Source organism: Chitinophaga sp. 10T418 (assembly GCF_056394125.1).
Genome location: NZ_JBFTHG010000002.1, coordinates 906288 through 930849, shown reverse-complemented (window position 1 = coordinate 930849; position 24562 = coordinate 906288). Strand labels below are relative to the sequence as shown.

The window sequence follows — 24562 nt, the reverse complement described above, 5'->3', positions numbered from 1 at the left end:
ATGAAATACGGCCATTTCGCTGCCATCGCTCTGGTGATGGGGTGTAGCACTGCTATCGCTCAATCAAGGGCCAGCATCCACGTAAATACCGCTGTAAAGGGTGCTGTAGTACCAGCTACCCTGCACGGTATTTTCTTTGAAGAAATCAGTCATGCCGGCGAAGGAGGACTTTATGCGGAAATGGTACAGAACCGCGGCTTCGAAGATCATTGCATTCCTGCAGGTACACAATTGAAAAATGGCTGGCTGCAACCTTTTCCGCTGAAGCCGCATTTTATGCTTAACGGACAGCCATCCGACTGGAAAATGGAATGGCCCCTGCAAAGTCAATGGCCAGCCTGGCATGCGGAAGAAAAAGGAAACGCCACGATACGGTTATCTATTGTCAGCGATCATCCCTTACACAAAGCTACTCCGCATGCTATGCAGGTGGAGGTAACGGCTACGGATCTACGTAATGATGCTGCATTGGTAAACGAAGGGTTCTGGGGTATGAACATCGCCAAAGGGGCTCCATATCGTTTATCTTTTTTTGCCAACGGCAGCAAAGGTTACACCGGCAATGTGCGTGTTTCTCTGCAAACAGCCGGCGGTAAGGTACTCGCGGATACTACTTTTACAATTGCAGCAAAGACCAACTGGAGAAAGTATACTGCCGTACTCACCGCAAAAGATACTGACCCGGACGCGCGACTGGTACTTTCTTTTCAGCGCTCCGGTACCTTGCTGCTCGATATGGTGTCGCTCTTTCCGGTACATACTTTCCGCGACCGGCCCAATGGTATGCGGGCAGACCTGGCTACCCTTATCGAAAAAATGAAGCCTGCCTTTGTGCGTTGGCCCGGCGGCTGCTATGTAGAAGGTATTACGGTGGAAAGTGCACCGGACTGGAAAACCACGCTGGGACCGCCTGAGCAGCGCATACCAACGTATAGCCCCTGGGGTTACTGGAGCAGCAACGGATTCGGATATCATGAATACCTGCAGTTTTGTGAAGATATTAATGCAGCGGCGCTGTACGTATTCAATGTGGGCATATCCTGTGAATATCGCAGTGGTACCTTTATTCCGGACGATAGCATTGCACCCGTGATACAGAACGCACTCGATGCTATTGAATATGCTATTGGTCCGGTTACCTCGCGCTGGGGTAAACAACGTGCTGCCAACGGTCACCCGGCACCTTTCCCATTAAAGTATGTAGAAGTAGGCAACGAACAGCATGGCCCCAATTACGCCAAACGATATAACCGTTTTTATGACGCCATACACGCCAGGTATCCTCAGATAGGTATTATTGCCAGCATGGGAATTGGTGATGTAAACCAGTATACACTGGATAGTATGCAGCATACAGACATTGTAGATGAACATGCATATAAAGATGCCGGCTGGAGCCTGCGCAACTTTGATCATTTTGATCAGTATAAACGCGGCCACTGGCAAATGTATGTGGGAGAATATGCCACCAATGCCGGTGTAGGCAATGGCAACCTGCGGGCCGCCCTGAGCGATGCGGTATACGTGATGAGCATGGAGAAAAACGGCGACCTGGTGAACATGAGCAGCTATGCACCCTTGCTGGTGAATGAGCATGATGTGGATTGGCCCGTGAACCTCATTCATTTTAACGCCGCCACCAGCTTTGGCCGTATTTCTTACTATGCGCTTAATATGCTCAATGATCATAAAGCCACCATCAACTTCCCGGTGACAACCAGCATACAGACCGAAACTACGGAACAACCGAAGTTTGCCGGCGGTATCGGTCTAGCGACATGGGATACGGAAGCGGAGTATAAGGATATCGTAGTCGTACAAAATAAGGATACGGTATATCGCAGCAACGCATCCATCGGTTTAAAGGAATGGCTGCCGGTGCGGGGTAGCTGGCAACAAGCCGGTGGCATCATGGCGCAAACTATGGAAGGCGCTCAGCAATTGGCAGTATTGAAAGATCATCACTTTAACGCCTATACGCTTACGTTGAAAGCACGTAAAACAGGCGGAGTAAATGCTTTCATTATCCCGTTTGCAGTGAAGGATACAAATACCTGTTTGCGCGCACATATAGGATCATGGCTGAATTCTCATGCCGTGTTTGAAAGTCTCACGAACGGTTATGAGGTAGCAGGTATCAGTAACCCGGTAAGACTGAAATCCCCATTGGCATTGGATCATTGGTATAATATCCGGCTGGAAGTAGGTAACAGTGAAGTAAAATGTTATTTAGAGGATACCTTACTAATGACTTACCAGGAACCACAAAAGCTGTTCACCATTGCCGGGAAAGATGAAAAAAATGGAGATATTATACTGAAAATAGTCAATGCCGGTGAACAGGCGGTGAATGCCGATATTCAACTGGGTGGCGCTACGGCTGTTAACCCCATCGCACAGGTCATCACGTTAACAGCCGATACACCGGAAGCAGAAAATTCTTTTGACCGGCCTGCCGCCTATGTGCCGCATACCACTACTATCACCGATGCAGGTGCGCAATTCAACTGGACTGTACCACCACTTTCAGTGAATATTATCCGACTGACCCCGGATAGAACTGCAATACACACATCGCAGGCTCCTGATAAATTGAAGCCGTAGCTCACCACATCCCATCATCGGGAGACCTGCAAGATAACTATTCACTTTTTCCGTTTTTTGAAAGAAATGGGGAGATGCTCGTTGATAATCAGCGATCAGCTCCCCATTTCTCCTAAAAACTAAAAAATATATTTACACTTTGTATTACAAAGTGCTTTTTATTTTATAGCTTTACCTCGTATTCAAAACCTATATATGGAAGTTGGAATTTCCAAACGCCAGCCGATAATAATTAAGATCGGCCTGGTATCACTATGCTGTTCAGTACTCGTATTTGTATTATCCTCTTGCCGGATAGGGAACCCTAAATGGGAAGCCTATTTTTTGATGAATCACTTTATCGTATTAATCTGGCTCTTTGCCAATTGGTTCGGTGGTGAACTCAGACGAAACCCTCATAGACGAAAAGTGGTAGCCATATTTGTTGTCCTGTTATTGTTGGATGCTTATACCATTAATAACGAGATATCCGTATTTAAATCAACGGCAACCTGGTTTGCTATAATACTGGTAATGATGTGTGTTAACATCATGGCGTTTTGTTTCTTTGAACAATGGCCGGAATGGGTAAAGTGTCTGCAAAGCGCGGTATTGGGTTTCACTTTGTTGGCGCCGGTTTACCTTGCCTGCTATCTGCTGAATATGTATGTTATTAGTCTGATTGGCCTGATTGCTATTGGGATTTCCATTGTTACGTTTTCCCCGCTATTCCTTTTATGGTTTAACCTGCGAATGGTACAAAAACTGATATGGCCGGTGTTTCGTTATCGCGTCATTTATTTAATTACACTGGCATTGTCCCTGACCATTATTACCACTTACGCATTATTATATGCAGTAAACGTGAAAGCCATCGAGGATGTTTTCAGTGTAGATGACAGATCAACAGAATTGCCAGCCTGGGTGAGCGCGGCGCAAAAGCTACCGCATAATTTCATGATGGAAAAGATCCTGAAAACAGGTATTATTTATATGGTCCCTGGAAATTGGGATAGCTTTAGCCTCTGGTCTATGCCACAAAAGGAATACGATGGCGAAATGAAACACGACCCGCTGTTCATTACATCTGCTTTTATTTTTGGGACCACCAACATACCGGAAGAAGACAGGCTGAATATCCTCAGTGTAATATACGACAAGCGACATTTTGCAGAAGATCGTCTTTGGACCGGAAAAGACTTAGCTACTACCAAAGTTAGCACCAGTGCTGATCTCTGGCCACGTTACCACCTGGCATATACGGAGAACACGATCACGGTAGCAAACAAGAGCGAAAAGGGTTGGCCACAAAACGGAGAAGCTATTTATACTTTCCATTTACCGGAGGGGGGCGTTGTCACTTCTTTGTCGCTATGGATCAATGGCAAGGAAGAAAAAGGGATACTCACCACCAAACAGAAAGCGCAGGCTGCTTATAAAGATATTGTCGGTGTTCAATACCGTGACCCGTCTGTTGTTCATTGGCAGGAGGGAAATCGGGTAGTCGTACGCGTATTCCCGGTACCCGTGGGCGATAGGCGGAAATTTAAAATAGGGATCACGTCTCCGTTGCTGGTGAAGGAGCGTAAACTGGTATACCAACCCGCCTGGTTTGAGGGACCGGTGCATGATAACGCAGATTATGAAGTCAATCTGAATATAGATAACTGGCCTAAAGAAATGGCATTCCCATCCGGATTCCACCCGGGTAAAGGAAAAACCATCGTGCGTAAAGGCAACTATGATGCAGACTGGGAATTGAAAATTCCGGAAGAACAAATAGACAATGCGGCTTTTAATTTTAACGGACAGCGATATACGCTGCTGCCTTATGCACCGGCTTACGAATTTTTTGCACCGGAAAACTGTTACCTGGATGTCAACAGTAGCTGGCAATACAACGATTACCAGCAAATAACAGCACAGCTGAAAGACAAAGCAGTATGGGTATTTCATCCCAAAAAAGGGATGACGGCGGTGACAGAAAATAATAAGAAGGAACTATTCGATGAGCTACAGCAGCTTCGCTTTTCGCTGTTCCCGTTTCATCATATCCGTAATGCAGTCAGTGCTATAGTAATTACTGCTTCCGAAAATATTTCGCCACAACTGGGCGACCTGGAAGATGCGAAGTTCCGGGATAGTTTACGTACGTTCTTTACCAGGCAACCCGTACGACTATACGATATTGGTAATACCCTTTCACCTTACCTGGCTACCCTGAAAGAATCACGCTCGTTGATCTATGAAAAAGGAACAACAGCCCAGTTGTTATCTCAACTAAATAAAAATAGCTTTTTAAAACAGGAGGAAGACAGCTCACAGTTGACGATGGCACAGGCAGGCATGCGCATTACACGAAGTACAGATAGTACCCTTGCACAAGGCCCGGATCATCTGGCACGACTCTTTGCCTACAATCATGTGATGCAACAGCTGGGACAGCGCGTTACGGCAAAAGACCTCAACAATGATACTGCCCTCATCGGGGTGGCAAAGCAAGCCTACATCGTATCGCCACTATCCAGTTTGATTGTACTGGAAACGCAGGCAGATTATGATAAATTTGATATCAAAGATGATGGAAATACATTGAAAAATGCTTCCTTACACGGGCAGGGAGCTGTCCCTGAACCACATGAATGGGCACTGTTTATTATAGCCATGTTGCTATTGACCTATGTCAGATTTGAGAAGTTGCTGTTCCCGAAAAAGAAGAATATATGCTAACGTTATTGTATAAACGGTGTACAAGCAGAGGGGCAAAACTGCCGGCAACATGGTTGCTGGCAGTTTACATAGTAACAGGCATCATGGAGCTGCAAGCCTATTTTGCCTGGCGCAGCACCTTCTTTATATTGTCAGTAGTAGCCATGGTCATGGTATTCCGGATAGACCGTGCCCGCGCGGGCAGTATGCGTTGTGGCTGGGTGGCGATGTGTTTTTTATTGCTGTCGTGGCAGCTGCCGGTCTTCACTTTACGTTATGCTGCACTGGCCTCCGCCATCTTTTTTGTAGTAGAGTATTTTTATGGGCGCATTCATCCGCTCACTTTTATTACCGCTATACTGGTTACACCGGTAATAGATTATGCCGCTAACGTATTTAGTTTCCCGCTGAGACTGTGGCTTACCGGGATGGCTGGAAAAATACTGGCAGGCGTTAATCCCACCATTACCACCAACGGTAATGTAATTCAACTTGGGCAGAATGAATTTACGGTGGATGTTGCCTGTATGGGATTGCAGATGATGCTTACCTCCCTGCTTTGCGGGGTGATACTGATCGCCTTTTATCAGCGCAGGTATCAGAAAACGCTCCCGGGAATTTTTATCGGCCTGGTACTAATGGGCATTACAGGTTTAAATATTATAGCCAACTTGTTTCGCATCATTTTGCTGGTACAATTTGCATTACCACCCGGCACGGCTGCACATGATGCTGTAGGTATTTTATCGTTACTCATCTATGTCATACTTCCCCTGATACCTGGAATTAACTGGTTATTGCAGCGGTATGGGAAAACAGCGATGGAGCACCCCATTGCGGCTACGCACAGGTATGGGCTGCTATTGCAATTGTTGCTGCTGGTGGGTATTGTAGCCGGACATTATTTAAAAAAGAATAGTGCCGGAAGTGATACGGAGCGCAACACCCGTATAAAAGCACTGCCAGGTTATACGCAAACCATTGAAGCCGACCACGTGATTAAACAAACAGCTGCTGATGCCTTGCTATATATCAAACCTATTCCCGGCTTCTATTTTACCGATCATCAACCTATGATTTGCTGGAAGGGGAGTGGCTTTGAATTTTTTAATGTACAGGAGCAGACTATGCAGGGCGTGAAAATGTATACAGCAGAATTGAGAAAGGAAAACAGCACCTTGTACACCGCCTGGTGGTATGAAAGCAGTACCCGCCGCAGTAGCAGCCAGCTGGAGTGGAGATGGGATGCACTCTGCAGCGGGGATAATTATTATCTTATTAATATAACGGTAGAAAAGAAAGCATTACTCGAACAAAAAACAGGAGCGTTACTCCGTGCACACCTTATTCAGTAGTCACTTCTGTTTCCTCTTTATGCCTTGGCTGATAATACAGATAGAAATAAGCCAGTATTAAAATGCCTGTCACAAAAGGAATCAGTGCCAGATGCTTATAGGTAATATCGCCCACAATCACCTGCGTATCAAAATGAAAGAACTCACTGATCATCCAGTAGGAGTTCGCCGAAATCCAAACGGTGATAGCTACGTTGTGGCATAACTCAGACACAAACTGACGGGTACGCCACGCAATAACGATGGAGATAATCAGCGTTGGAAAAATCATGGCAACGCCCAGGGGCTTCCAGATCATACACCAGCTGATATCTTTCAATAGCCAGAAAACAATATGGAGATTTTCCATCTTACGGTAACTTAAAGGAATAGAGTATACCGGTGATGTGGTTGCTTGCTTACTCATGTGTGTAGTTCAGTTAATTTTATCTGGTTGAAATAGGGGATAAAGATATTCTTTATCTTCGTTTTGTACCAGCTAAACTCAGGCTATGAATGAATTTTACTGGAATTACCAGCACACAAAGTTTCATGGTATCAACTGGATCCCCGAAAATCTTGACCGGGTAATGATTATTGTACACGGAATCGGAGAGCATATTGGCCGTTATGATCATGTGGCCGCATTCTTTATGAATGAAGGTTTTGCGGTGATCGGCATTGATCATTATGGACATGGTAAAAGTGATGGTCCCAAAGGAGGCTCCAAAGGTTTTGAATTTATGTTTGAATACCTGCAGGCATTCCTGGGCTATGTAAAGGATACTTATGGTAAGCCGGTAGTGATGTATGGCCATAGTATGGGCGGTGGTGTATTAACGGGTTTCTTACTCAAAAGACAACCGGATATCCAGGCAGCGGTGATTTCGGCTCCGGCGCTGATCATTGGTATACGTCCTGGTGGTTTCCTGAAAGGCACCTTGAAGGTATTGAGTGCAATAGCTCCTAATATCAGGGTTAACCAGGGACTGGATATCAATAAAATTTCACATGATAAGAGGGCGGTAGAAAAGTTTAAGGCAGATCCTTTGCGTCACGATAAACTCAGTTTGCGTTTGGCCAATGATATGATTCAAAATGGCGCCTGGTGCCTGTTACACGCGGCAGCATTAAAAGTCCGTTCCTTGCTGATCCATGGCAATGCCGATGAATTTACTGCTGTGGAAGGCTCCCGGTTGTTTGCGCAGCGGGCCCCCGCTACACTGCTTACTTACAGGGAATGGGAGGGTATGTATCATGAAATGCACAATGAACCGGATGCCCGGGATGTTTTATTGTTTGTGGCCGGTTGGCTGAGTAATGTGAGATAATTAGTAAATTGGGTTTACAATTCTATTAATTATGAAAATCCAAGGCTCTTTTAAATGGCTTTTGCCGGCTATTGTCATGTTTTTTGGCACCACCGCATACGCACAACAAATTGATCTCGGCGTTAGAGGAGGCATTAGTATTCCAAATCTTACGGCGGGTGGCAGTGAAGAAAATCCCCTCAATAAGGGTTACAGCTCCCGTCAGGGCCCCGACTTCGGTATTTTCGGGGAATACCACATCAGCAAACTTTTCTCTATCGAAGCAATGATCAGCTACTCTTCACAGGGCGGCAAAAAGAATGGATTGCAGGCATTTCCGGTACCACCACAACAGGCGGGCCAGTTACCTCCCGGCACTACTTATCTCTATGCAGATTTCAAAAGTCAGGCAAAACTTAACTACCTGATGGTGCCTATTCTGGCTAAATTTGGCTGGAACCTGGGACCGAAATCACCGCTGCGTTTATATGTGGATGCAGGTCCTTTCTTTGGATTTCTGCTGAGTGGTAAACAGGATATCACCGGTGGTAGTACCACCGTTTTCCTGGATGAAAAGGCTACACAGCCAATTGGTCAACAGTCTTTMGACCAAAACGTAGACATCAAAGATCAGCTGAATACTTTCAACTTCGGTGTAAGTGGAAACGTTGGACTGGCTTACCTCTTTGGTCGTAGCCAGGTATTTGTGGAAGGTGGAGGAAACTATGGCTTCCTCAATATTCAGAAAGGAAGTGCCAATGGTAAAAACAATACAGGTGCTGCTACCGCATCTATCGGATACGCTTACCGCATCCGTAAATAATTCATGGAGGATGTTAGTTGCTGATGATCATATTCATCAGCAACTAACATCAAGTAACTTAAGGATTAGTAGACCATAACCCCGCAGATTTCACCAGCACTCTTCTGTTCAGCTTCAACTGTGCCACTACAAATTCCGCCAGATCCTCCGGTTGTAATACTTTGTCCGGATTACCATCCGTTAAATTCAGGTCTTTCGCCATATCCGTAGCAATGGTACTAGGTGTTAAAGCACTTACCCGGATATTATGTTTTCTCACTTCCAGCATCAGGGATTCTGTTAATCCCAGCAGCCCGAATTTAGAAGCGCTGTAGGCGCTCGTAAGCGGAGCTCCACGTTGTCCGGCTGTGGATGAAATATTGATGATATCACCTGTTTTTCTGGCGATCATGCCCGGTAATATGGCACGGGTTACATAATATACGCCCATCAGGTTTACCTGGATGATTTGCTCCCATTGTGCCGGTTCCAGTTCCAGGAAACCACCAAAAGCCGCAATGCCTGCATTGTTGATCAGGATATCAATATCCCCCAGCTCTTTTGTGAGATGTGTAACGGCAGTGTTGACCGCGTTCATGTCGCTCACATCAGCTGTAGCATATGCTGCTTTCACCCCCATGCCGGTTAATTCTTTGGCCACTTCCTCCAGTGAACCTGCACTACGTCCCATCAGGGCTATATCAACACCTTCCTGTGCCAGCGCTACCGCCAGCGCACGGCCTATGCCTTTGCCACCACCGGTGATCAGGGCTTTCTTTCCTTTTAATGATTCCATATAATGCGTTCGTTTTTTAAGAAAAAAAAATACCTGGCAAAGGTACAAAGCTTTGTTCCAATTACAGGTTATCTTCGCAGATATCCACTATATAACAGTATCAGACCATGATAGAAATCTCCAATGAAAAACTCACCGTTGTGATTGACCCACAAGGCGCAGAATTACAAAGTATTGTCCGTAAAGATACCGGGCTGGAATATTTATGGAGCGGCGACCCTGCTTTCTGGGGCAAAAAAAGTCCCGTACTCTTTCCCATTGTAGGAGGTCTGAAAGACAATACCTACCGCTATAATGGTCAAACCTATACCCTCGGTCGCCATGGCTTTGCCAGGGAGCAGCTCTTTACAGTGACGGAGCAGGGAACGGAACATGTCAGCCTCCGTCTCTCTGATAATAAAAATACCAGGAACGTATACCCTTTCCATTTTAATTTTACCATTCAGTACCTCCTGCAGGACGATCAGTTGCAGGTAACCTACCAGGTAGAAAACAAAGATGAGAAAGTATTACTCTTTTCCTTAGGCGCGCACCCGGCCTTTAAATTGCCACTGGTAGCGGATACTGCCTACGAAGATTATTACCTGTATTTTAATAAGGAAGAAGAAACCGGCAGCTGGCCATTATCTTCCGGTGGACAAATAGAAACAGCTCCTGTGCCATTGCTACAGCATACGCACGAATTGCCCCTGAAAAAATCATTGTTCTACCAGGATGCCCTGGTATTCAAAGACCTTGCCTCCACTGCTATCAGCATTAAGAGTAAGTCTACGCCACATGGATTAACATTGGCTTTTGAAGGCTTTCCTTACATGGGAATTTGGGCGGCAAAAGATGCCGACTTCGTTTGTATTGAACCCTGGTGTGGTATTGCTGATAGTGTAACTGCTACCGGAGAACTGGAAGAGAAAGAGGGGATCAACCGGTTAGCTCCCGGTAAAGCGTTTGAAAGAACATGGACTGCAACGCTGTTTTAGCAGTTAGCTTTTAGCCATTAGCTTTTAGGAAAATGCAGAGAAAAACATCATTTGTTAGTCTTCGCTGCATTTTCCTAAAAGCTAAAAGCTAATGGCCAATAGCTTAAAAGTTATATCCGGCTTTCAGGCCAAAGAAGCTACGTGTACCATCTTTGAACCATGCTTCATACTTGCCTTCTACATCCAGGCCGAGTACGCGGATACCCAGACCTGGTGCTACCAGTCCGCCTACGCCGTTATAGCCATTTCCGGTGTACTGAACGGTACCACCTTCTACCTTCACATACAGAATAGAGATTAGTTTGTACCGTAACCCCAAACGGATAGGCACTACATTGTAAGCTTTGTAATCGGTGGTAAAGTTGTTAGTGGTAACGCTTTTACCGCCAAAATGGAAGTAGCTCACAGAACCTACAGCCGTTAAACCTGCTACCAGTTTAACATCAGCACCTAAACCGATACCATAACCGGTATTATGGGTCTTACTGAAATCGCCTACAGGAAAGCCCGCTTCAACAAAAGGGCCAATACTGAATCGTTTTAATTGTGCCTGCGATGATTGTGTACTGATACAAATCACCAAAAGCATGGTTGCAAATGCCAGGAAGATTTTTTTCATAAGAACTAATTTTCAAAGGAATGGTTGACTAGCAAATTAGCCATAAAAGTAAGGAACTAATTTTAAATGGTTGACTGATAAAATTTTGTGTGGATTTAAAATTGACTCATTTCATTTAATGTGTATATGATTGAATGAGTGGGTAACAAGGGATTGATAAAAGCAACACCAGTTGCTGTACTTGTTCTTAGCCATGCCAGATGAATTTAAAACAGAAAAGCCTGCTACAAAGCAGGCTTCTTCTGTTTTAAGTCATAAACCAATTATGAATGATGTAAGATTGCATCCTGTGGCAATAACAGATCTTTCTTTTGATGAGATCCATGTCCATTTGTAGGAACCACGTCTATTTTCGGTGGAATCAGCTTATATACTACGGGTGTCACTATACGTGATAACAACGTAGAACTGATCAGGCCACCAATCAACACAATGGCCAGTGGGGCAATTAACGGATTGGTAGATATGGCCACCGGTATTAATCCGCCGATGGCAGTGAGCGATGTGAGCACGATGGGCAGAAAGCGTACTTCTCCTGCTTCCCGTATGGCCTCTTCCAGTGGTTTGCCCTGCATACGCAACTGGTTGGTGAAATCTACCAGCAAAATAGTATTCTTTACTTCTATCCCTGCCAGCGCTATCAAGCCTATGATGGCCACAAAAGAGAGGGAGTTGCCTGTCAGCCACAAGCCTATGGCGGCACCTACTATTCCTAACGGAATCACCGACAAAACAATCAGCATGCTCTTGAAAGTTTTGAACTGCAGAATTAATACCGCAACAAACAGGAAGATGGTAACAATGATCACACTCATAAATCCACCAAAGGAATTTTTCCGGCTCTCTACTTCTCCACCCATCTCGTAAGTATATCCTGCAGGGAGTTTCAGCGCATCCATCTGTTTTACCACATCTCCGATCACCTGGTCTGTCAGAAAACCTTTCTTTATAAAAGCACCTACGGCTACTACCCGGTTTTTCTCCTGGTGATTAATAGTTAAGGGAGATGTTTCCAGCTGTAGCTGTGCTACCTGTGAGAGCGGAATCGCGGTCCCCTGGCTGTTATTGACATACAGATCCTTGAAAACGTCCATCGTTGGTTTGCCCGTTTTCTGTTTGGTCAGCAGGATATCATAATCATTGTCGTTCTGATCATTGTACTGCCCCAGGTTAATACCGGATATGGCTAAACGTACTACACGGTCAATGTTGGCCGTTGGAATGCCCAGCTGCTGCGCCTTTTCACGGTCTATCTTTACACGGATGTCTGACTTCAGCGTACTTACCGGGTTGTTGATATAAATAGTACCGGGTGTTTTTTCCAGCATCTTTTCTACATTGGCAGCCATCGCACGTAAGCTATCCAGGTTATCTCCAAACAAGCGCACTTCTACCGGAGCTACCATCGGTGGTCCCTGTTCAAAGTTCTTCACCTCTACTTTAGCACCTGGATAAGGGGTCCATTTTTTACGAAGGGACTCAATCAGTTTGGTCTTTTCAGCCGGACTGGTATGTTCACCCAGCTGCACAAAGATCTGGGCATAATCACTTCTTTCGTTTTCCTGCGTTTCGTTGTAATAGATACGGGGGTTGCCTTTCCCAATGTTGCTGGCAAAAGATTTGATGGTCGTCTCCTGTTTCAGTTCTTTTTCTATTTGCTTTACTACCTCGTTGGTATATACCAGATTCGACTGCGGTGGCGTAAATATATTGATCAGGAACTGTGGTTTTTCGGAAGCAGGGAACAGGCTAAAGCCAATCACTTTAAACAAACCTATTGCTGCACCAAAAATAACCAGGGATACCACCATCGTGATCACCGGACGGTGTAATGCCTTATCCAGCAATTTTGCATAACTGCCATGGATCAGCTTTTTGAGCAAACGCATAAACAGATTGCCTTCCGGGTTACCGGTGTGCTCTTTCAGCAAACGGCTGGAAAGGAATGGGATGATAGTAAGCGACACGGCCATAGAGGCCAGCACACTGAATATCACCGCCAGCGGGAGACTCCGGATAAAGTCGCCACTACCTTCCGGCATGAATACCAGGGGCATAAAAGAAATCACCAGTGCAGCAGTACAACCTACTACGGCCAGCCCTATTTGTGAGGTGGCTTTGAGGGTGGCTTCCATACGACTATGTCCCTCAAGCATCCATCGCTCTATATTTTCCACCACCACAATACTATCATCTACAAGCAGTCCCAATGCTACTACCAGTCCTACTATGCTCAGCTGGTTCAGGTTAAATCCAAACAGTTGCAGCAACACAATACCAATGGATAACGACAGCGGAATAGAAATCATTACAATCAATGCCGGGCGTTGTCCTAAAGGCAACAGGGTGAAGGCCACGAGTAGTATGGCGATGATGAAGTCTTTGCCCAGTCCGCTCAAGCGGTTATTTACTGCATCGGCCTGATCGAAATATTGCACCAGGTCAATATTGGGCGGCAATGTTTTTTTGAATTTTTCTATGACTGGTTTATACTGTAGTTGTGTTTTGGTAATGTTTTCTCCGGACTTCTGTGCGGCAGAAACTACTACGCAACGGTGACTGTTGAGCCGTACGAAGTATTTCTCATCTTCAAAACCATAATATACACGCGCAATGTCTTTCAGGAAAACATTTTTTCCATTGCCGGCAGATACAATCGTGTTGCTGATTTCATCGATGTTCTGATAATTACCGCTGGTTTTGATATTAAAGCTTTTCGCACCTGCATCAATGCTGCCACCAGGAATATTGGCCATTTCGCTTTGTATTGCTGCCATCACGTTGTTAACTGGCAGGTGCAGTTGTGCCATTTTATCCAGTTGTAATTCCACACGCACTTGTTGTTCAGGTAAGCCATGCAGTTTTACATTTTTCAGCGAGGGTACTTTTTCCAGTTCATCCTGTAATTTGTCTGCGTAATAGCGGAGTTTATCACGGGATGCATTTTCAGAAATCAGGGCTATCTGCATTACGTTTACATCGGATGGCTCCTGCTTTCTTACTTCAATGCTGTAAATGTCTGCCGGTAAGTCTTTCCGCTTGTTGTTCACTTCTCTTACCAGCTCCTGGTATTTCTGGTCTACGTTGGAGCTGTATTTATATTCTACCCGCATCACGGCTACTCCATCACTGATAGAAGTACGTACACGTTTAATATCATCCAGTCCGTAGATTTCTTTTTCCATGGGATCTACCACCAGGTCTTCCATGTCTTTAGGACTGGTACCAGGATACACTACAATAACGGTGTATTGTGGTGCTCTCATTTCCGGATCTTCAGAGCGGGGCATGTTGAGGATGGTGGTGATACCCAACACAATGATCATAATAAATATCACCAGGGTGAACTGGTAATTTTTGACGGCATAATTGGCTATTTTCATGATCGTAGGTGTTATTGGATGATGCGGATAGGTGATTGATCTTTCAGATAGGCGCTACCTGAAATGATGAGGGCCTTTGCCTGCTCCATGCCATTGCTGATGAGCACATTTTCTTTTTCCATACCGGTGATGGTTACCGGGATTTTCTGTGCGGTTTTATTGTCGTTGGTGATGAACACGAAACCACTGCTGCCATTGCCATCCAGCAGGGCGGCATATGGGATGCTCCAGGCAGTGTTGCCGGTAACAGCGCCTGCGTTAATATGACAACGGCCAAACATGCCGGCCGCGATAGCGGCGGGCTTGTTGCCGGTGAGTTGTACATCGATGAGGAAGGTACCGCTTTGTGCGTCAATACCTTCAGATTTACGTGTAACCATTCCTGTTAGACTGTCGCCGGGTACGCCGGATATTTCAATCGTAGCTTTGTCGCCGGTTTTTACCTGCGCCCATTCTCTATCACTTACGCCTACACGAAGCAACCAATGTGCGCTGCTGGCGCCGTTGGTTTGCAATACGGGGGTACCTGCATTCACCATTTGTCCGCTGCTCACCAGTTTATGCAATACATAACCGTCCTGTGTAGCGTGAATAGCCGAATAGCTGCGGTTAAACTGGGTGGTGCTGAGTTGTTGGCGTGCCTGATCCATGGTGGTTTTGCTGTTTTCCAGCTGTTCCTGCGTAGCTACACTGTCGTTATGCAGGCGAACAATCCGTTGATAATCCCGTTGTGCTTTCTCAAATGCCAGCTGGTCTTTCTGTACCTGGGCATCTATTTCTGTGAGGTTCAGTGTTGCCAGCAGCTGGCCTTTGCGTACCGGGTCGCCTTCTTTTACCAGTATGCTGCTGATGATACCATTTGTTTTGAAAGAAAGATATACTTCATCATCCGTTGTAAACTGGCCGGATGCATTGATAGATACTGCGGTGCCTTGTTTTTCCAGTGGCATTATTTTCACCGGGATGGTATCTGAAGGTGTGGTGGTAGCCGCCGGCTTGCTGCCGCAGGAATACAAGATCAGGGAAAGAGGCAGCAGGAGCAATGTATTTTTCATATAAGTATGTTTATTGGTTGTTGTTATTATCAATATTGTAAGATGCCTGTGCGCGTTCTACTGCAGCATAGGCCGTTTGCACAGATGCCTGTGCCACGGTAGTTTGCAGCTGTGCCTGTGTCAGTTGATTCTGTGCGTCCAGTAATTCTATATACAGGAGTTGTCCTTCTTTGTAGACTTTCATCTGATCGCGGTAGTATCTTTCGGCAAAGGATAACTGGCTTTGTGCGGTTTTAAAATTCCTTAATGCAGTCTGATAGTTGTTAACTGCCTGGTATAGCTGTAAGCGTAGTTGATCGGTGGTCTGCGATGCCGCGTTGGTGATCGTTTCCACATCATTGGCGGCCTGTTTGATCTTGTATTTATATTTATGAGAAGCAAACAGGTTCCATTCCAGGTTTACACCAAAGAGATAATAGCGGGTGTTTTTATCGAAAGTTGCGCCTGTACCCTGTGAGCCCAGGTCAATAAAAGTGCTGAGCTTGGGGATAAGATAAGCACGTTGTAGTTGTTCGTTTAACCGGTACACGGTAGTGGCACTTTTATATTGAGCCAGTTCCTCCCGCTCATTGATATCTTTACCGGGCAGTTGTGCCGGCGTGATCAGCAGGGTGCTGTCCAGCGTCACATTTTCGTCCAGTCCCCGGTTTAGCAGGAAGTTGAAATATGCTTTGGAATTCTGGCGGGTGTTAATGGCTTTGTTGATATCCGCATCGGTTTTCTCTTTCTCTGTTTGTGCACGATACAGGGCGGTGTTATTGCGCATGCCGTTGCGCACCATGCTTTCGTTAATGCGTATGTTTTCGTTGATCAGAGAAAGGGCGTTATTATAAATAGCAACGGCCTGTGCTGCCTGGTAGTATTGATAGTAAGCAGTTTTGATATCACGTACCAGTTCCCGCTTGTATACATTTACGGCAGCCTGTTGCTGGGTAATCTGTTCTCTTTTGATCTTCTGGTTGTAATAAATTTCTGCGTTGATCAGTGGGAGACTGGTCCTCACTTTTGCATCATAAAAATTATCAGGATTGAGCTGAACCGATACGTTTTCCAGCGATTTGAAGTTGTGGCTGTTGGTCAGTTGATTCAGACTATTATACACCGGGTTCATGATATCCCCAATAGGAAAGTCGATGGTACGTCCACCGCTCGATTTAGTATAGCTGCCAAGCAGGGATACATTCGGGCCAAACAGGCTTTTAGCTTCCTGTAATGCAAGCAACGATTTGGTGAGCTGGAAGTTTTGCTCTTTGAGCCCTTTATTATTGCTGAAGGCGGATTGTATGTATTGATCCAGCACGGTGTTTTGTGCGAAGGAGCTGGAACCTGCCGTGAGCAGGCCTATTAACAATGCTCCTTTTGTGAGTGATGTGTACATAATGAACGGTGTTTATTTATACCGAAAAAAATAAAGCCACATGGCTTTTGTTATCATTGTTGATATACTGAACAGTGTTTAATGCCCGACTTTAAAAAAAGCCGTGAAGGCTTTTGAATTATTTTGGCGACACATTTCTCTTTCACACCTGGTCTGCTAAGCGTTAGCTGTTAAGGCTTTCCCGATTTCAGCAAGTAATTGTTACAGCAGAAAATCAGCTCCGCTTTTAATGCAGACGTTTAACTCCGGGATATATTTTACGATTTGGTAAATTTATTTTACGCTTTAATCATGCGCAGGTATTCCCGGATAGCTTCGTCCACCACAGCAGGCATCTCTTCGTCAGATACGCGGGATACTTTTGAGCACCTGCCCCGCAGGTGCAGGCTGATCAATCCATGTGCAAAGCCCCATACGGAAAGCGTGGCAATGGTAGCATCTTTAAACTTCACTACTTTTTTGTCAATACACTCCTGCATGAGATTATGCAGTGCATCATAAGCCGGATCCCCGTTTTTCCACTTTTCTTCTTCCACCAGCGCATTCATGGGTGCTTTGATGATAAACATCAGGTCATATAACTCAGGATGCTCCCTGGAAAATTCTACATACGCTTTGGCCAGCTGCTCCAGTCTTTTAAATGGTGCATTGTCCGTTATCTTATTCAGAAACTCACTTGCTAGGGTAGCAAAAGCATCAGACTGTACATCATACAGCAACTGGTCTTTATCCTTATAATAAAGATAAATAGTGGCAGGGCTGTATTCTATCTTATCGGCTATGTTGCGGATAGATACTTTTTCATATCCTTCTTCCACAATCATTTTAACAGCTACGTCTACAATACGCCTGCGCATCTCCGCTTTTTCCCGCTCTTTTCTTTCTATTATGCCCACGTTGAATTGTTTACAGTGCAAATATACTGAACAGTGTTCATTTTCCAAATTTATTTTTAAAGAGAAAGGAAAGTGGTTGATTTTCAATCCTTCTTCTCTTAGTATTCCTTACTCCACACTCACTTCATCACAACATAATGCCGGTTTCTTTCCTTCCACCAACCGCCACTCCGGTAACACCGCCGGACATTTTGCCGTTATCCGTATATACCGTGTTGAAGTTGCTGGCAAGGTAAATGAATAGTGATTAATGTGCACCGCATAATCCTCTTCCGGCACTGGTATATTCTTTACACCCGCCGATTTAAAAGACACACCATCTGTAGATATTTCAATCAGCAGCTGCGTAGGATTGAAGATATAATGCCTGGCGTCCTGCAGAAAATTCAGCTGTATCTGATGGAGGGTTTTATTACTACCCATGTCAATGGTGGCGATCATATCCTTACCGTAAGTAAAGAGCCAGTTATAACTAAAGTCGTTGCCACCAAATAATCCATCTGTGAGGGTGGCTTCTTTTTTAGGCGTGTATTCCGGCGTATAGGCGTTTACGAGTGTTACTGGTGCGTGCAGGGCGAGACTATTAATCCATTTACGGGAGAACAGCTCCTCCCATTCCTTTGCATAGGCATCGGGAGATAAGCCGCCTTCAGAAAGCTCTTGCACGCCGGCCGCTTTACATTGCTCAGTGAAATGCTTTACCCGCGCCGGCCACTTAGGATTTACGCTGCCATCAGGTTGCAGGTAACCGTATTTTTCGTTGCCATAAAAACGGGATTGCTGCAATACAACATACTCCAGGAACAACCGCGTTTGATATACCCGTTGTAAATAGGTATTGTTGTTACCCGCGGCAGCTTCGGCTTTGTCCAACAGGGTAGAATATTGGTCTATCAGGGCTGGTGACAGGTAATCCCGGGAATTAAAAATCGGGTTGCCATAAATATCCAGGGTGCTGTGGGTGCTTTTAACGGCATTGCCGAGCGCTTCGAGGTATTGGTCTGCAAAAGGAGCCGCAGGACCGTAATAGCCCTTTAGAAACGCACTGTTCACCTGTTTAATGTCTGCATTGGGTTGCCATAACAGGGCCGCCTGCACGTAGCTGTTATATTCCGCCATGTCGCCATAGGTTTCACCACTGCCCTGTGAGAAAACCCCTTTTACATGATGTGTGGCGAAATATTGAAGATTGGGTTGCAGGTTATCATAATCAGGAAATGGCGCCAGGTAGTTGGTGAATTGTGTAGTATAATCCCAGATAAACAGGTTGCCGGTAGTAGCTCCCCAGCTCTCAAGATTTTTTCGGAAGCCCGCAGCAGAAGGTGTTTGCGATAATGGATCCTGTCGGAAAGCATCGATGGTACTCAGCATAATGAATACATTGCCTGCCGGTTTTGTTTTCAGGGGCGCTTTGGCGGTATAGCCATAAGCCAGTGTGGTAAAACGCTGCTCCGGAAACTGACTGGCTACCCGGTTTACAAAACGGATCAGCGAGCCGGAAGGACCACCTTCTTCTGCATCCGCTTTCTTACACTGATCGCAGGTACAGGCGCCACCACCATCCTGTGGGGCTATAGACCAATACATGGCATCAGGGTTGTCTGCGATGGCTTTTTTAAACCAGGCTACCGTTAACGCATACACGTTTTCATTACTCAAACAAAGTTGTAATGCCTGTTTTTTTCCATTTACCAGTGAATAATATTCAGGATGCTCTTTAAAATAGGTGGCGGGAGGTAATATTTTAAAAAAAGAATGTCCCCATACGCCCCATAAGTCTTCGAAGCGCTGCAGCCCATGCCAGGCCAGGTATTCCGGATCGGTGCAGGCAGGGTAGTAGCTTTCCCTGTATATAAAGGCTGGTTCCTGCAGATCTGTCAGGGCGCCGCTTATGCGTATATCCTTTGACGTGAGAACAGTGGCGGGGCCTTTCGTATCCTTACGACAACCCATATACGTTTCTAACGTGTGATATACGCCGTATACTACTCCTTGCCCGCTGCCTCCGCGGATATAAAGTTGTTTGTCTTTGCTCCCTGTGAAGAAGCCATCATTTTTGATTTTTTCCGGCCCTAAAGTATGAGTGGTATTACCAATAAACACTGCTGGCTGATCTTTATATTGACTTTCTGCGATCACGGCTAACTTTACCCCAGAGATACGTTGTACATAATCCTGTAAAATACCAGCAGCCCTGGTTTCTGCTTTGGTAGCCGAAGCCGGAATCACAATCACATAGGCACTCTGGCCCTGCTTTACCAGGAGGAAGTCTTCCGCCTTACCAGGCTGACACGCACTGTATAACAACGTTGTGATCATTAACAAAAAGCTGTTCATAATTCTGCACATTGTAAGTCGGTTAAAATTTCCGCTGAAGCGTTACATAAATGTCGTACTGGTTCTGGAACCCGGTGTCACTGATCTTCTGATTAATCCAGGTACCATATAATCCCAGTGTAGTCCGGTAGTGAAATACTTTCTGGTAGCCTGCGCCCACGCTATGTGTCAGCAAACCGGTAAGATTAGGAAAATTTACCAGCCTGCTCCGGTCATCGGGAGAGGTACCAAGCCCCGCTACCACCTGCAGGTAATCCTGTCGCCTGTTCATGTAATAACGGGTGGTCAGGTTAAATGCAGTGTAGCTTTTAGGCGACTCACTGATCACAAATCCCCGGAGGTTCACCCAGAAATCACCAAATGGCTTTGCTACAGAAATCACACCGGAAATACTGCTGGTACTATCCAGGTTCAGATAGCGTCCACCCAGCTCCACTTCAATTTCTTTTTTAAATGTTTTGAAAATAGAATACGCCGCACGCAACTGTGGAAATACCGTTTTATTGGAATAGGCCACCATACCGTAGGAGTATAGTTTAGTGTTGTGGGAATAATACATTTCTGCCAATCCCTGTAAGCCGTTACCAGTTTGCCTGCCGGCATAGTTCAGCTGCACCGCATAAGAACCCCGCTTAATAAAACGGCGGTATTCTATTGTCGCGATGTTGTATTTATTATCTGAATAATCGTAGCTGGAATTGAGGTAATATAAACCAAACTGGTTCTTCAATGTTTTACTTTGCAGGTAATCGCGGTAGTCGGTGTTCACCGCAGTAGGTTGTAGTTTTACCACGGAATCGGCTACCAGTGCGGCAGCAGCAAAGTCTTTTTTATTTTCCAGGGTGATTGCCCGCTTCATTAAAAACGCTTCGTTACCTGGATAGTATTTTATTCCCTGCGCGGTATACGCCAGCGCACTGTCGTAGCGCTGTTGCCCGTTCAGAATATTGATACTGTATAGCAATGCCATGGAATCTTTATGATTCAATGCCAGCACCTGGTTAAATATGGCCAGCGCGCTATCCGGCTGTAGATTCCGCTGGTACTCCGTACCGGCAGACATCAGGCTGTTGATATATGCTGTTTTGTATTTGAGCGTATACGGATATTTAGACATCAGGTCTGCAGTGATAGCAGCAGCGGCATTATAGTCATGATTATCCTGTAATACAGATGCCTTCTTTAAGAGAAAATCGCGGTTGCCGGGATAATATCCCAATGCTTTATCTGCATAGTATAATGCGCTGTCGGGCTTTCCGGTGGCGCTTTCCAGGTTAATCATGTACTCCAGGGCGTCCTGGTTGGAAGGAACTACGGCCAATACCTGTTCAAATTGTTGCTTGGCCAGATCGTACTCTTCCGCCTTCATTAAAATTCTGCCGGCGGAGAGCCGCATCTCTGCCAGGTTATTACTGAAACGATCATCTGCCGGGAAACGGGTGGCGAGTTGCCCGGCTATTACGGCTGCTTCTTCGTACCTGCCGGCATCTGCCAGCACGCTGGATTTTTTCAGTAAAAAGTTGGCGTTGTCCGGGTAATAGGAGAGTGCCTGGTCCAGCACCTTTAATGCCGCGGGTGTATTTTTTTGAGAGATGTAGGTATTGGCTAAGAGACTAAGTACGGTGGTATCAGTAGGACTCGCTTTCAGGGCACTTTCAAAAGATGCCAGTGCCAGATCGTATTGTTGCTGCGCCAGATAGTCGCGACCACTGGCCGTTTGCAGCAGTACCAGTCTTTCTTTTAATTCCGGATTAGGTGCGCGCTGATATAGCAACTCTGCCAAAGCAGCGGCAGTACTGTATTTATGATCGCCTTCCAGTACATCCAGTTTTAATGCCATCAGGCGGGTGTCGCTAGGATTATTTTTTAAGCCCCTGTTAATCCAGGCCAGTGCTTCTTTGTAGGCGCCCCTGGCCATGCTGTAACCAATCAGTTTATCCAGTGCTTCGCGGTTGCCGGGATTTTTTTCCAGCACGCCTTCGTATAACGTATAGGGGTCAGTGTTAGCATAGTAGGTAGCTGCTTCCATCCGCAGTGATGTTTCCAGCGTACGGGCTTTGGCATCGCCGGGATAGCGCCGTAGTATTTCCTGCAGGGTGCTGAGTGCTTCTGCATAGGCATGCATTTCCTGTAAAATACCGAGCTTGCGCATCAGCAAATCATAAGAACCCGGATAGGTGGTGAGCCCTTCATTCACCTGGTCCAATGCTGACTGGTAGCTGCCGCCTTTGATAGCAACAGCAAGACTGGCTTCCCTCGCCTGCTGGTTGCGGGGATCTGCCAGTAATACTTTATCATAGCTCTGCCTGGCCATGCCGGTATTACCCAACTGCTGATAGTAGCGGCCACTCAGGAGATAATGTTCTATATAGGAATTACGGACAGTTGTGTCTTCCGGGTATTTACTCATCAGGGTTTCCGCCAATTCATTGCCACGATAGGTTTTATGCTGTACATCCAGTATCCCTAACTTCTTCAGCATAAAATCAAGGCTGCCCGGAAAAGCGCTGAGCGCTTCATCTGCATAACATTCTGCTTCGGTATACCGGCCGGTAGTCAATTCTACATTGATGGCATAGTAATACGCATCCCGGTAACGGGGATTTTTAGTCAATACTTCTTTAAAATATTTGCGGGAAAGGTCATATTGTTTGGTGAGCATATATAACCTGGCCAGCAGCAATTGCTGATCAATGAAGTCTGGCTGCTGCTGTAATGCCTGCTTCGACAGGGCAATGGCCTTGTCGTAGTGTTGTTGTTTTGTTTCAGCTACTGCCTGATTATACAGCCCTTCTGCATTATTCTTCTGCTTAAAAACCTGCGCCTGCGTTTGTAACGCCAAACACACTACTATACCTGTTAACAGATGTTTTAATACAGCCATTGCTTTTCTTATTTATAAGTTTACTTTCTTTTACCAAACCCTTGTCTTTGCATATTTCCCCAGGCAGTTTTTTTACCAATAAGAAAATACCAGTACCCCCGGAGCGCAAAAAATACGATCAGCGGATGGTAAATCAATGGTTCAAAAAAGGCCATAAATGCCAGTCCGATTACTTCCCACCAGGTTTTGTAATAGCCATAGGTAATCTGATCCCAGCAGATAGCCAGGGTGGTGATCATCACAGAATACAGGTATACAAACAGCAATAAGATGATCGCATATTGCCAGTTTACCTGATGCGTTATGATCAGGTAGATATAGTAAAGGATCCCGGTAAATTCAATGATCGGAGCGAGGAATTCGAAAAACAGGTTGTAGGGTAATACCACCAGCCCCAGCTTTTTATACCGCGGATTAAAAAATATTTTCCGGTGAATAGTAATGATCTCTGCGAGGCCACGTCCCCAGCGGGTCCGCTGCCGGCTAAATACTTTCATATTGGGTGGCCCCTCTGTCCAGCATTGTGTAGTGGGAATATACCGGATCGCATATTTCACTTTGTTGTCTAACATATAGGCACACATGCGGGTCACGATATCCATGTCTTCCGCAAAAGAGGAATGGTCATAGCCACCGGCTTTGATCGCTATTTCTTTATCGAATAATCCCAGTCCACCAGATACGTTGGGTACACTGTTCAAACCACTCCAGCCCATTTTTCCCAGTACATAGGCCCTGATATATTCCATCTCCTGGAAACGGGGCAGCAACTTTTCGGGGGGGCGTACCCGTATAATAACGCCATCATCTATCTCAGTGGAATTGGCAATACGCAGGGTGGCACCGGTGGCGATTACCTGCCTGCTATCTTCCACTACATGGACATAGCCGCATTGAGGGCAAGGTTCGCCTACTTCTTTGGTTTGCTTATGMTCTTCATCCATGAATGGTTTTATCATGCGCAGGAGCGTATCCTTCTCTATAATACAATCCACATCGGTACACAGGAAATAATCAAACGCAGCGGCATTGATACCGGCGTTGGATGCATCGGCCTTACTTTTACCATTCACTTTATCAATGACCAGGAGCTTGTCGTAGGCGGTGTTGGTAGATTTGAAAAGACGCTTTACCGGTTTGGTAACAATCCTTTCATTATAGGCAAAGTCTACCGGCACCAGTTCAAATTCATGGATCAGTTTCTCCAGCGTGTCGTCTGTGCTGCCATCATTTACAATGATTACTTCAAAACGTGTATAGTTCAGCGTTAGCAGGGAGCGAACGTTCATGATAATGGTAACACCTTCATTAAAGGCGGGGGCAATCACTGAAATACCCGGTGTGAGCGGGGAATCCAGCAGGTGATCATAATTGGTAAAACTGTTCTTTTTGCGAAAGCGTATAATGCCACGATAGGACATGTAAGCCAGCAGGGCGTACATGAGCAGTAGCGTACAACCATATATAAACACGCCTCCTTCAAAAATGGTTCTAAGCAT

General features: G+C 45.6%; 16 protein-coding genes. 6 read left to right on the top strand and 10 right to left on the bottom strand.

The window, feature by feature from the left end; genetic code table 11:
* The 3 genes from AC1DCV_RS08075 to xrtN all read left to right on the top strand — a co-directional run bounded on the left by AC1DCV_RS08075 (position 1) and on the right by xrtN (position 6647).
* Positions 1 to 2604: an alpha-L-arabinofuranosidase C-terminal domain-containing protein gene (locus tag AC1DCV_RS08075; protein WP_477022710.1), complete on the top strand. Its 2604-nt coding sequence runs from the start codon at positions 1 to 3 to the stop codon at positions 2602 to 2604.
* Between the two features lie 195 nt (positions 2605 to 2799).
* Positions 2800 to 5313, top strand: a complete 2514-nt coding sequence (locus AC1DCV_RS08070; protein ID WP_477022709.1) for an XrtN system VIT domain-containing protein — start codon at positions 2800 to 2802, stop codon at positions 5311 to 5313.
* Entirely contained in the window at positions 5307 to 6647 is a 1341-nt protein-coding gene (gene xrtN / locus AC1DCV_RS08065) for an exosortase N (protein WP_477022708.1), read from the top strand. The genes AC1DCV_RS08070 and xrtN overlap by 7 nt, the downstream gene beginning before the upstream one ends.
* On the opposite strand, the gene AC1DCV_RS08060 is transcribed toward xrtN, so the two are convergent.
* Entirely contained in the window at positions 6637 to 7053 is a 417-nt protein-coding gene (locus tag AC1DCV_RS08060; protein WP_477022707.1) for a hypothetical protein, read from the bottom strand. The genes xrtN and AC1DCV_RS08060 overlap by 11 nt on opposite strands.
* 85 nt (positions 7054 to 7138) lie before the next feature.
* Here AC1DCV_RS08060 and AC1DCV_RS08055 point away from each other — a divergent pair, with 85 nt between their 5' ends.
* Positions 7139 to 7957, top strand: coding sequence for a lysophospholipase (locus AC1DCV_RS08055; protein ID WP_477022706.1), 819 nt, complete (start codon positions 7139 to 7141; stop codon positions 7955 to 7957).
* Between the two features lie 31 nt (positions 7958 to 7988).
* Complete coding sequence (locus AC1DCV_RS08050; protein WP_477022705.1) at positions 7989 to 8759, top strand: porin family protein; 771 nt, start codon at positions 7989 to 7991, stop codon at positions 8757 to 8759.
* Between the two features lie 58 nt (positions 8760 to 8817).
* On the opposite strand, the gene AC1DCV_RS08045 is transcribed toward AC1DCV_RS08050, so the two are convergent.
* The gene (locus tag AC1DCV_RS08045) at positions 8818 to 9534 is read right to left on the bottom strand and encodes a 3-ketoacyl-ACP reductase (protein WP_477022704.1); all 717 of its coding nucleotides are present in this window, start codon (positions 9532 to 9534) and stop codon (positions 8818 to 8820) included.
* A gap of 107 nt (positions 9535 to 9641) precedes the next feature.
* On the opposite strand from AC1DCV_RS08045, the gene AC1DCV_RS08040 reads away from it, so the two are divergent.
* Positions 9642 to 10511: an aldose 1-epimerase family protein gene (locus AC1DCV_RS08040; RefSeq protein WP_477022703.1), complete on the top strand. Its 870-nt coding sequence runs from the start codon at positions 9642 to 9644 to the stop codon at positions 10509 to 10511.
* Between the two features lie 103 nt (positions 10512 to 10614).
* On the opposite strand, the gene AC1DCV_RS08035 is transcribed toward AC1DCV_RS08040, so the two are convergent.
* The 8 genes from AC1DCV_RS08035 to AC1DCV_RS08000 form a co-directional block, all read right to left on the bottom strand.
* The gene (locus AC1DCV_RS08035) at positions 10615 to 11130 is read right to left on the bottom strand and encodes an outer membrane beta-barrel protein (RefSeq protein ID WP_477022702.1); all 516 of its coding nucleotides are present in this window, start codon (positions 11128 to 11130) and stop codon (positions 10615 to 10617) included.
* 263 nt (positions 11131 to 11393) lie between these two features.
* Positions 11394 to 14513, bottom strand: coding sequence for an efflux RND transporter permease subunit (locus AC1DCV_RS08030; protein ID WP_477022701.1), 3120 nt, complete (start codon positions 14511 to 14513; stop codon positions 11394 to 11396).
* A gap of 11 nt (positions 14514 to 14524) precedes the next feature.
* Positions 14525 to 15568 (bottom strand): efflux RND transporter periplasmic adaptor subunit, encoded by a 1044-nt coding sequence (locus tag AC1DCV_RS08025; protein WP_477022700.1) that lies wholly within the window; start codon positions 15566 to 15568, stop codon positions 14525 to 14527.
* A 10-nt stretch (positions 15569 to 15578) separates the two neighbouring features.
* Positions 15579 to 16946 carry a TolC family protein gene (locus AC1DCV_RS08020; RefSeq protein ID WP_477022699.1) on the bottom strand — a complete coding sequence of 456 codons (1368 nt, stop codon included), beginning with the start codon at positions 16944 to 16946 and terminating at the stop codon, positions 15579 to 15581.
* Between the two features lie 278 nt (positions 16947 to 17224).
* Entirely contained in the window at positions 17225 to 17842 is a 618-nt protein-coding gene (locus AC1DCV_RS08015; protein ID WP_441574125.1) for a TetR/AcrR family transcriptional regulator, read from the bottom strand.
* Positions 17843 to 17950: 108 nt separating this feature from the next.
* A complete protein-coding gene (locus tag AC1DCV_RS08010) occupies positions 17951 to 20179 on the bottom strand; it encodes a DUF4838 domain-containing protein (protein ID WP_477022698.1) in 2229 nt (742 codons plus the stop codon).
* Positions 20180 to 20201: 22 nt separating this feature from the next.
* Complete coding sequence (locus AC1DCV_RS08005) at positions 20202 to 23063, bottom strand: tetratricopeptide repeat protein (RefSeq protein ID WP_477022697.1); 2862 nt, start codon at positions 23061 to 23063, stop codon at positions 20202 to 20204.
* Between the two features lie 20 nt (positions 23064 to 23083).
* A complete protein-coding gene (locus AC1DCV_RS08000; protein WP_477022696.1) occupies positions 23084 to 24562 on the bottom strand; it encodes a glycosyltransferase family 2 protein in 1479 nt (492 codons plus the stop codon).

Excerpts from the sequence above, each read along its gene's own strand:
- AC1DCV_RS08075 (WP_477022710.1), top strand. The coding sequence starts at position 1 with ATGAAATACGGCCATTTCGCTGCCATCGCTCTGGTGATGGGGTGTAGC.
- AC1DCV_RS08070 (WP_477022709.1), top strand. The coding sequence starts at position 2,800 with ATGGAAGTTGGAATTTCCAAACGCCAGCCGATAATAATTAAGATCGGC.
- xrtN (WP_477022708.1), top strand. The coding sequence starts at position 5,307 with ATGCTAACGTTATTGTATAAACGGTGTACAAGCAGAGGGGCAAAACTG.
- AC1DCV_RS08060 (WP_477022707.1), bottom strand. The coding sequence starts at position 7,053 with ATGAGTAAGCAAGCAACCACATCACCGGTATACTCTATTCCTTTAAGT.
- AC1DCV_RS08055 (WP_477022706.1), top strand. The coding sequence starts at position 7,139 with ATGAATGAATTTTACTGGAATTACCAGCACACAAAGTTTCATGGTATC.
- AC1DCV_RS08045 (WP_477022704.1), bottom strand. The coding sequence starts at position 9,534 with ATGGAATCATTAAAAGGAAAGAAAGCCCTGATCACCGGTGGTGGCAAA.
- AC1DCV_RS08040 (WP_477022703.1), top strand. The coding sequence starts at position 9,642 with ATGATAGAAATCTCCAATGAAAAACTCACCGTTGTGATTGACCCACAA.
- AC1DCV_RS08035 (WP_477022702.1), bottom strand. The coding sequence starts at position 11,130 with ATGAAAAAAATCTTCCTGGCATTTGCAACCATGCTTTTGGTGATTTGT.
- AC1DCV_RS08030 (WP_477022701.1), bottom strand. The coding sequence starts at position 14,513 with ATGAAAATAGCCAATTATGCCGTCAAAAATTACCAGTTCACCCTGGTG.
- AC1DCV_RS08025 (WP_477022700.1), bottom strand. The coding sequence starts at position 15,568 with ATGAAAAATACATTGCTCCTGCTGCCTCTTTCCCTGATCTTGTATTCC.
- AC1DCV_RS08020 (WP_477022699.1), bottom strand. The coding sequence starts at position 16,946 with ATGTACACATCACTCACAAAAGGAGCATTGTTAATAGGCCTGCTCACG.
- AC1DCV_RS08010 (WP_477022698.1), bottom strand. The coding sequence starts at position 20,179 with ATGAACAGCTTTTTGTTAATGATCACAACGTTGTTATACAGTGCGTGT.
- AC1DCV_RS08005 (WP_477022697.1), bottom strand. The coding sequence starts at position 23,063 with ATGGCTGTATTAAAACATCTGTTAACAGGTATAGTAGTGTGTTTGGCG.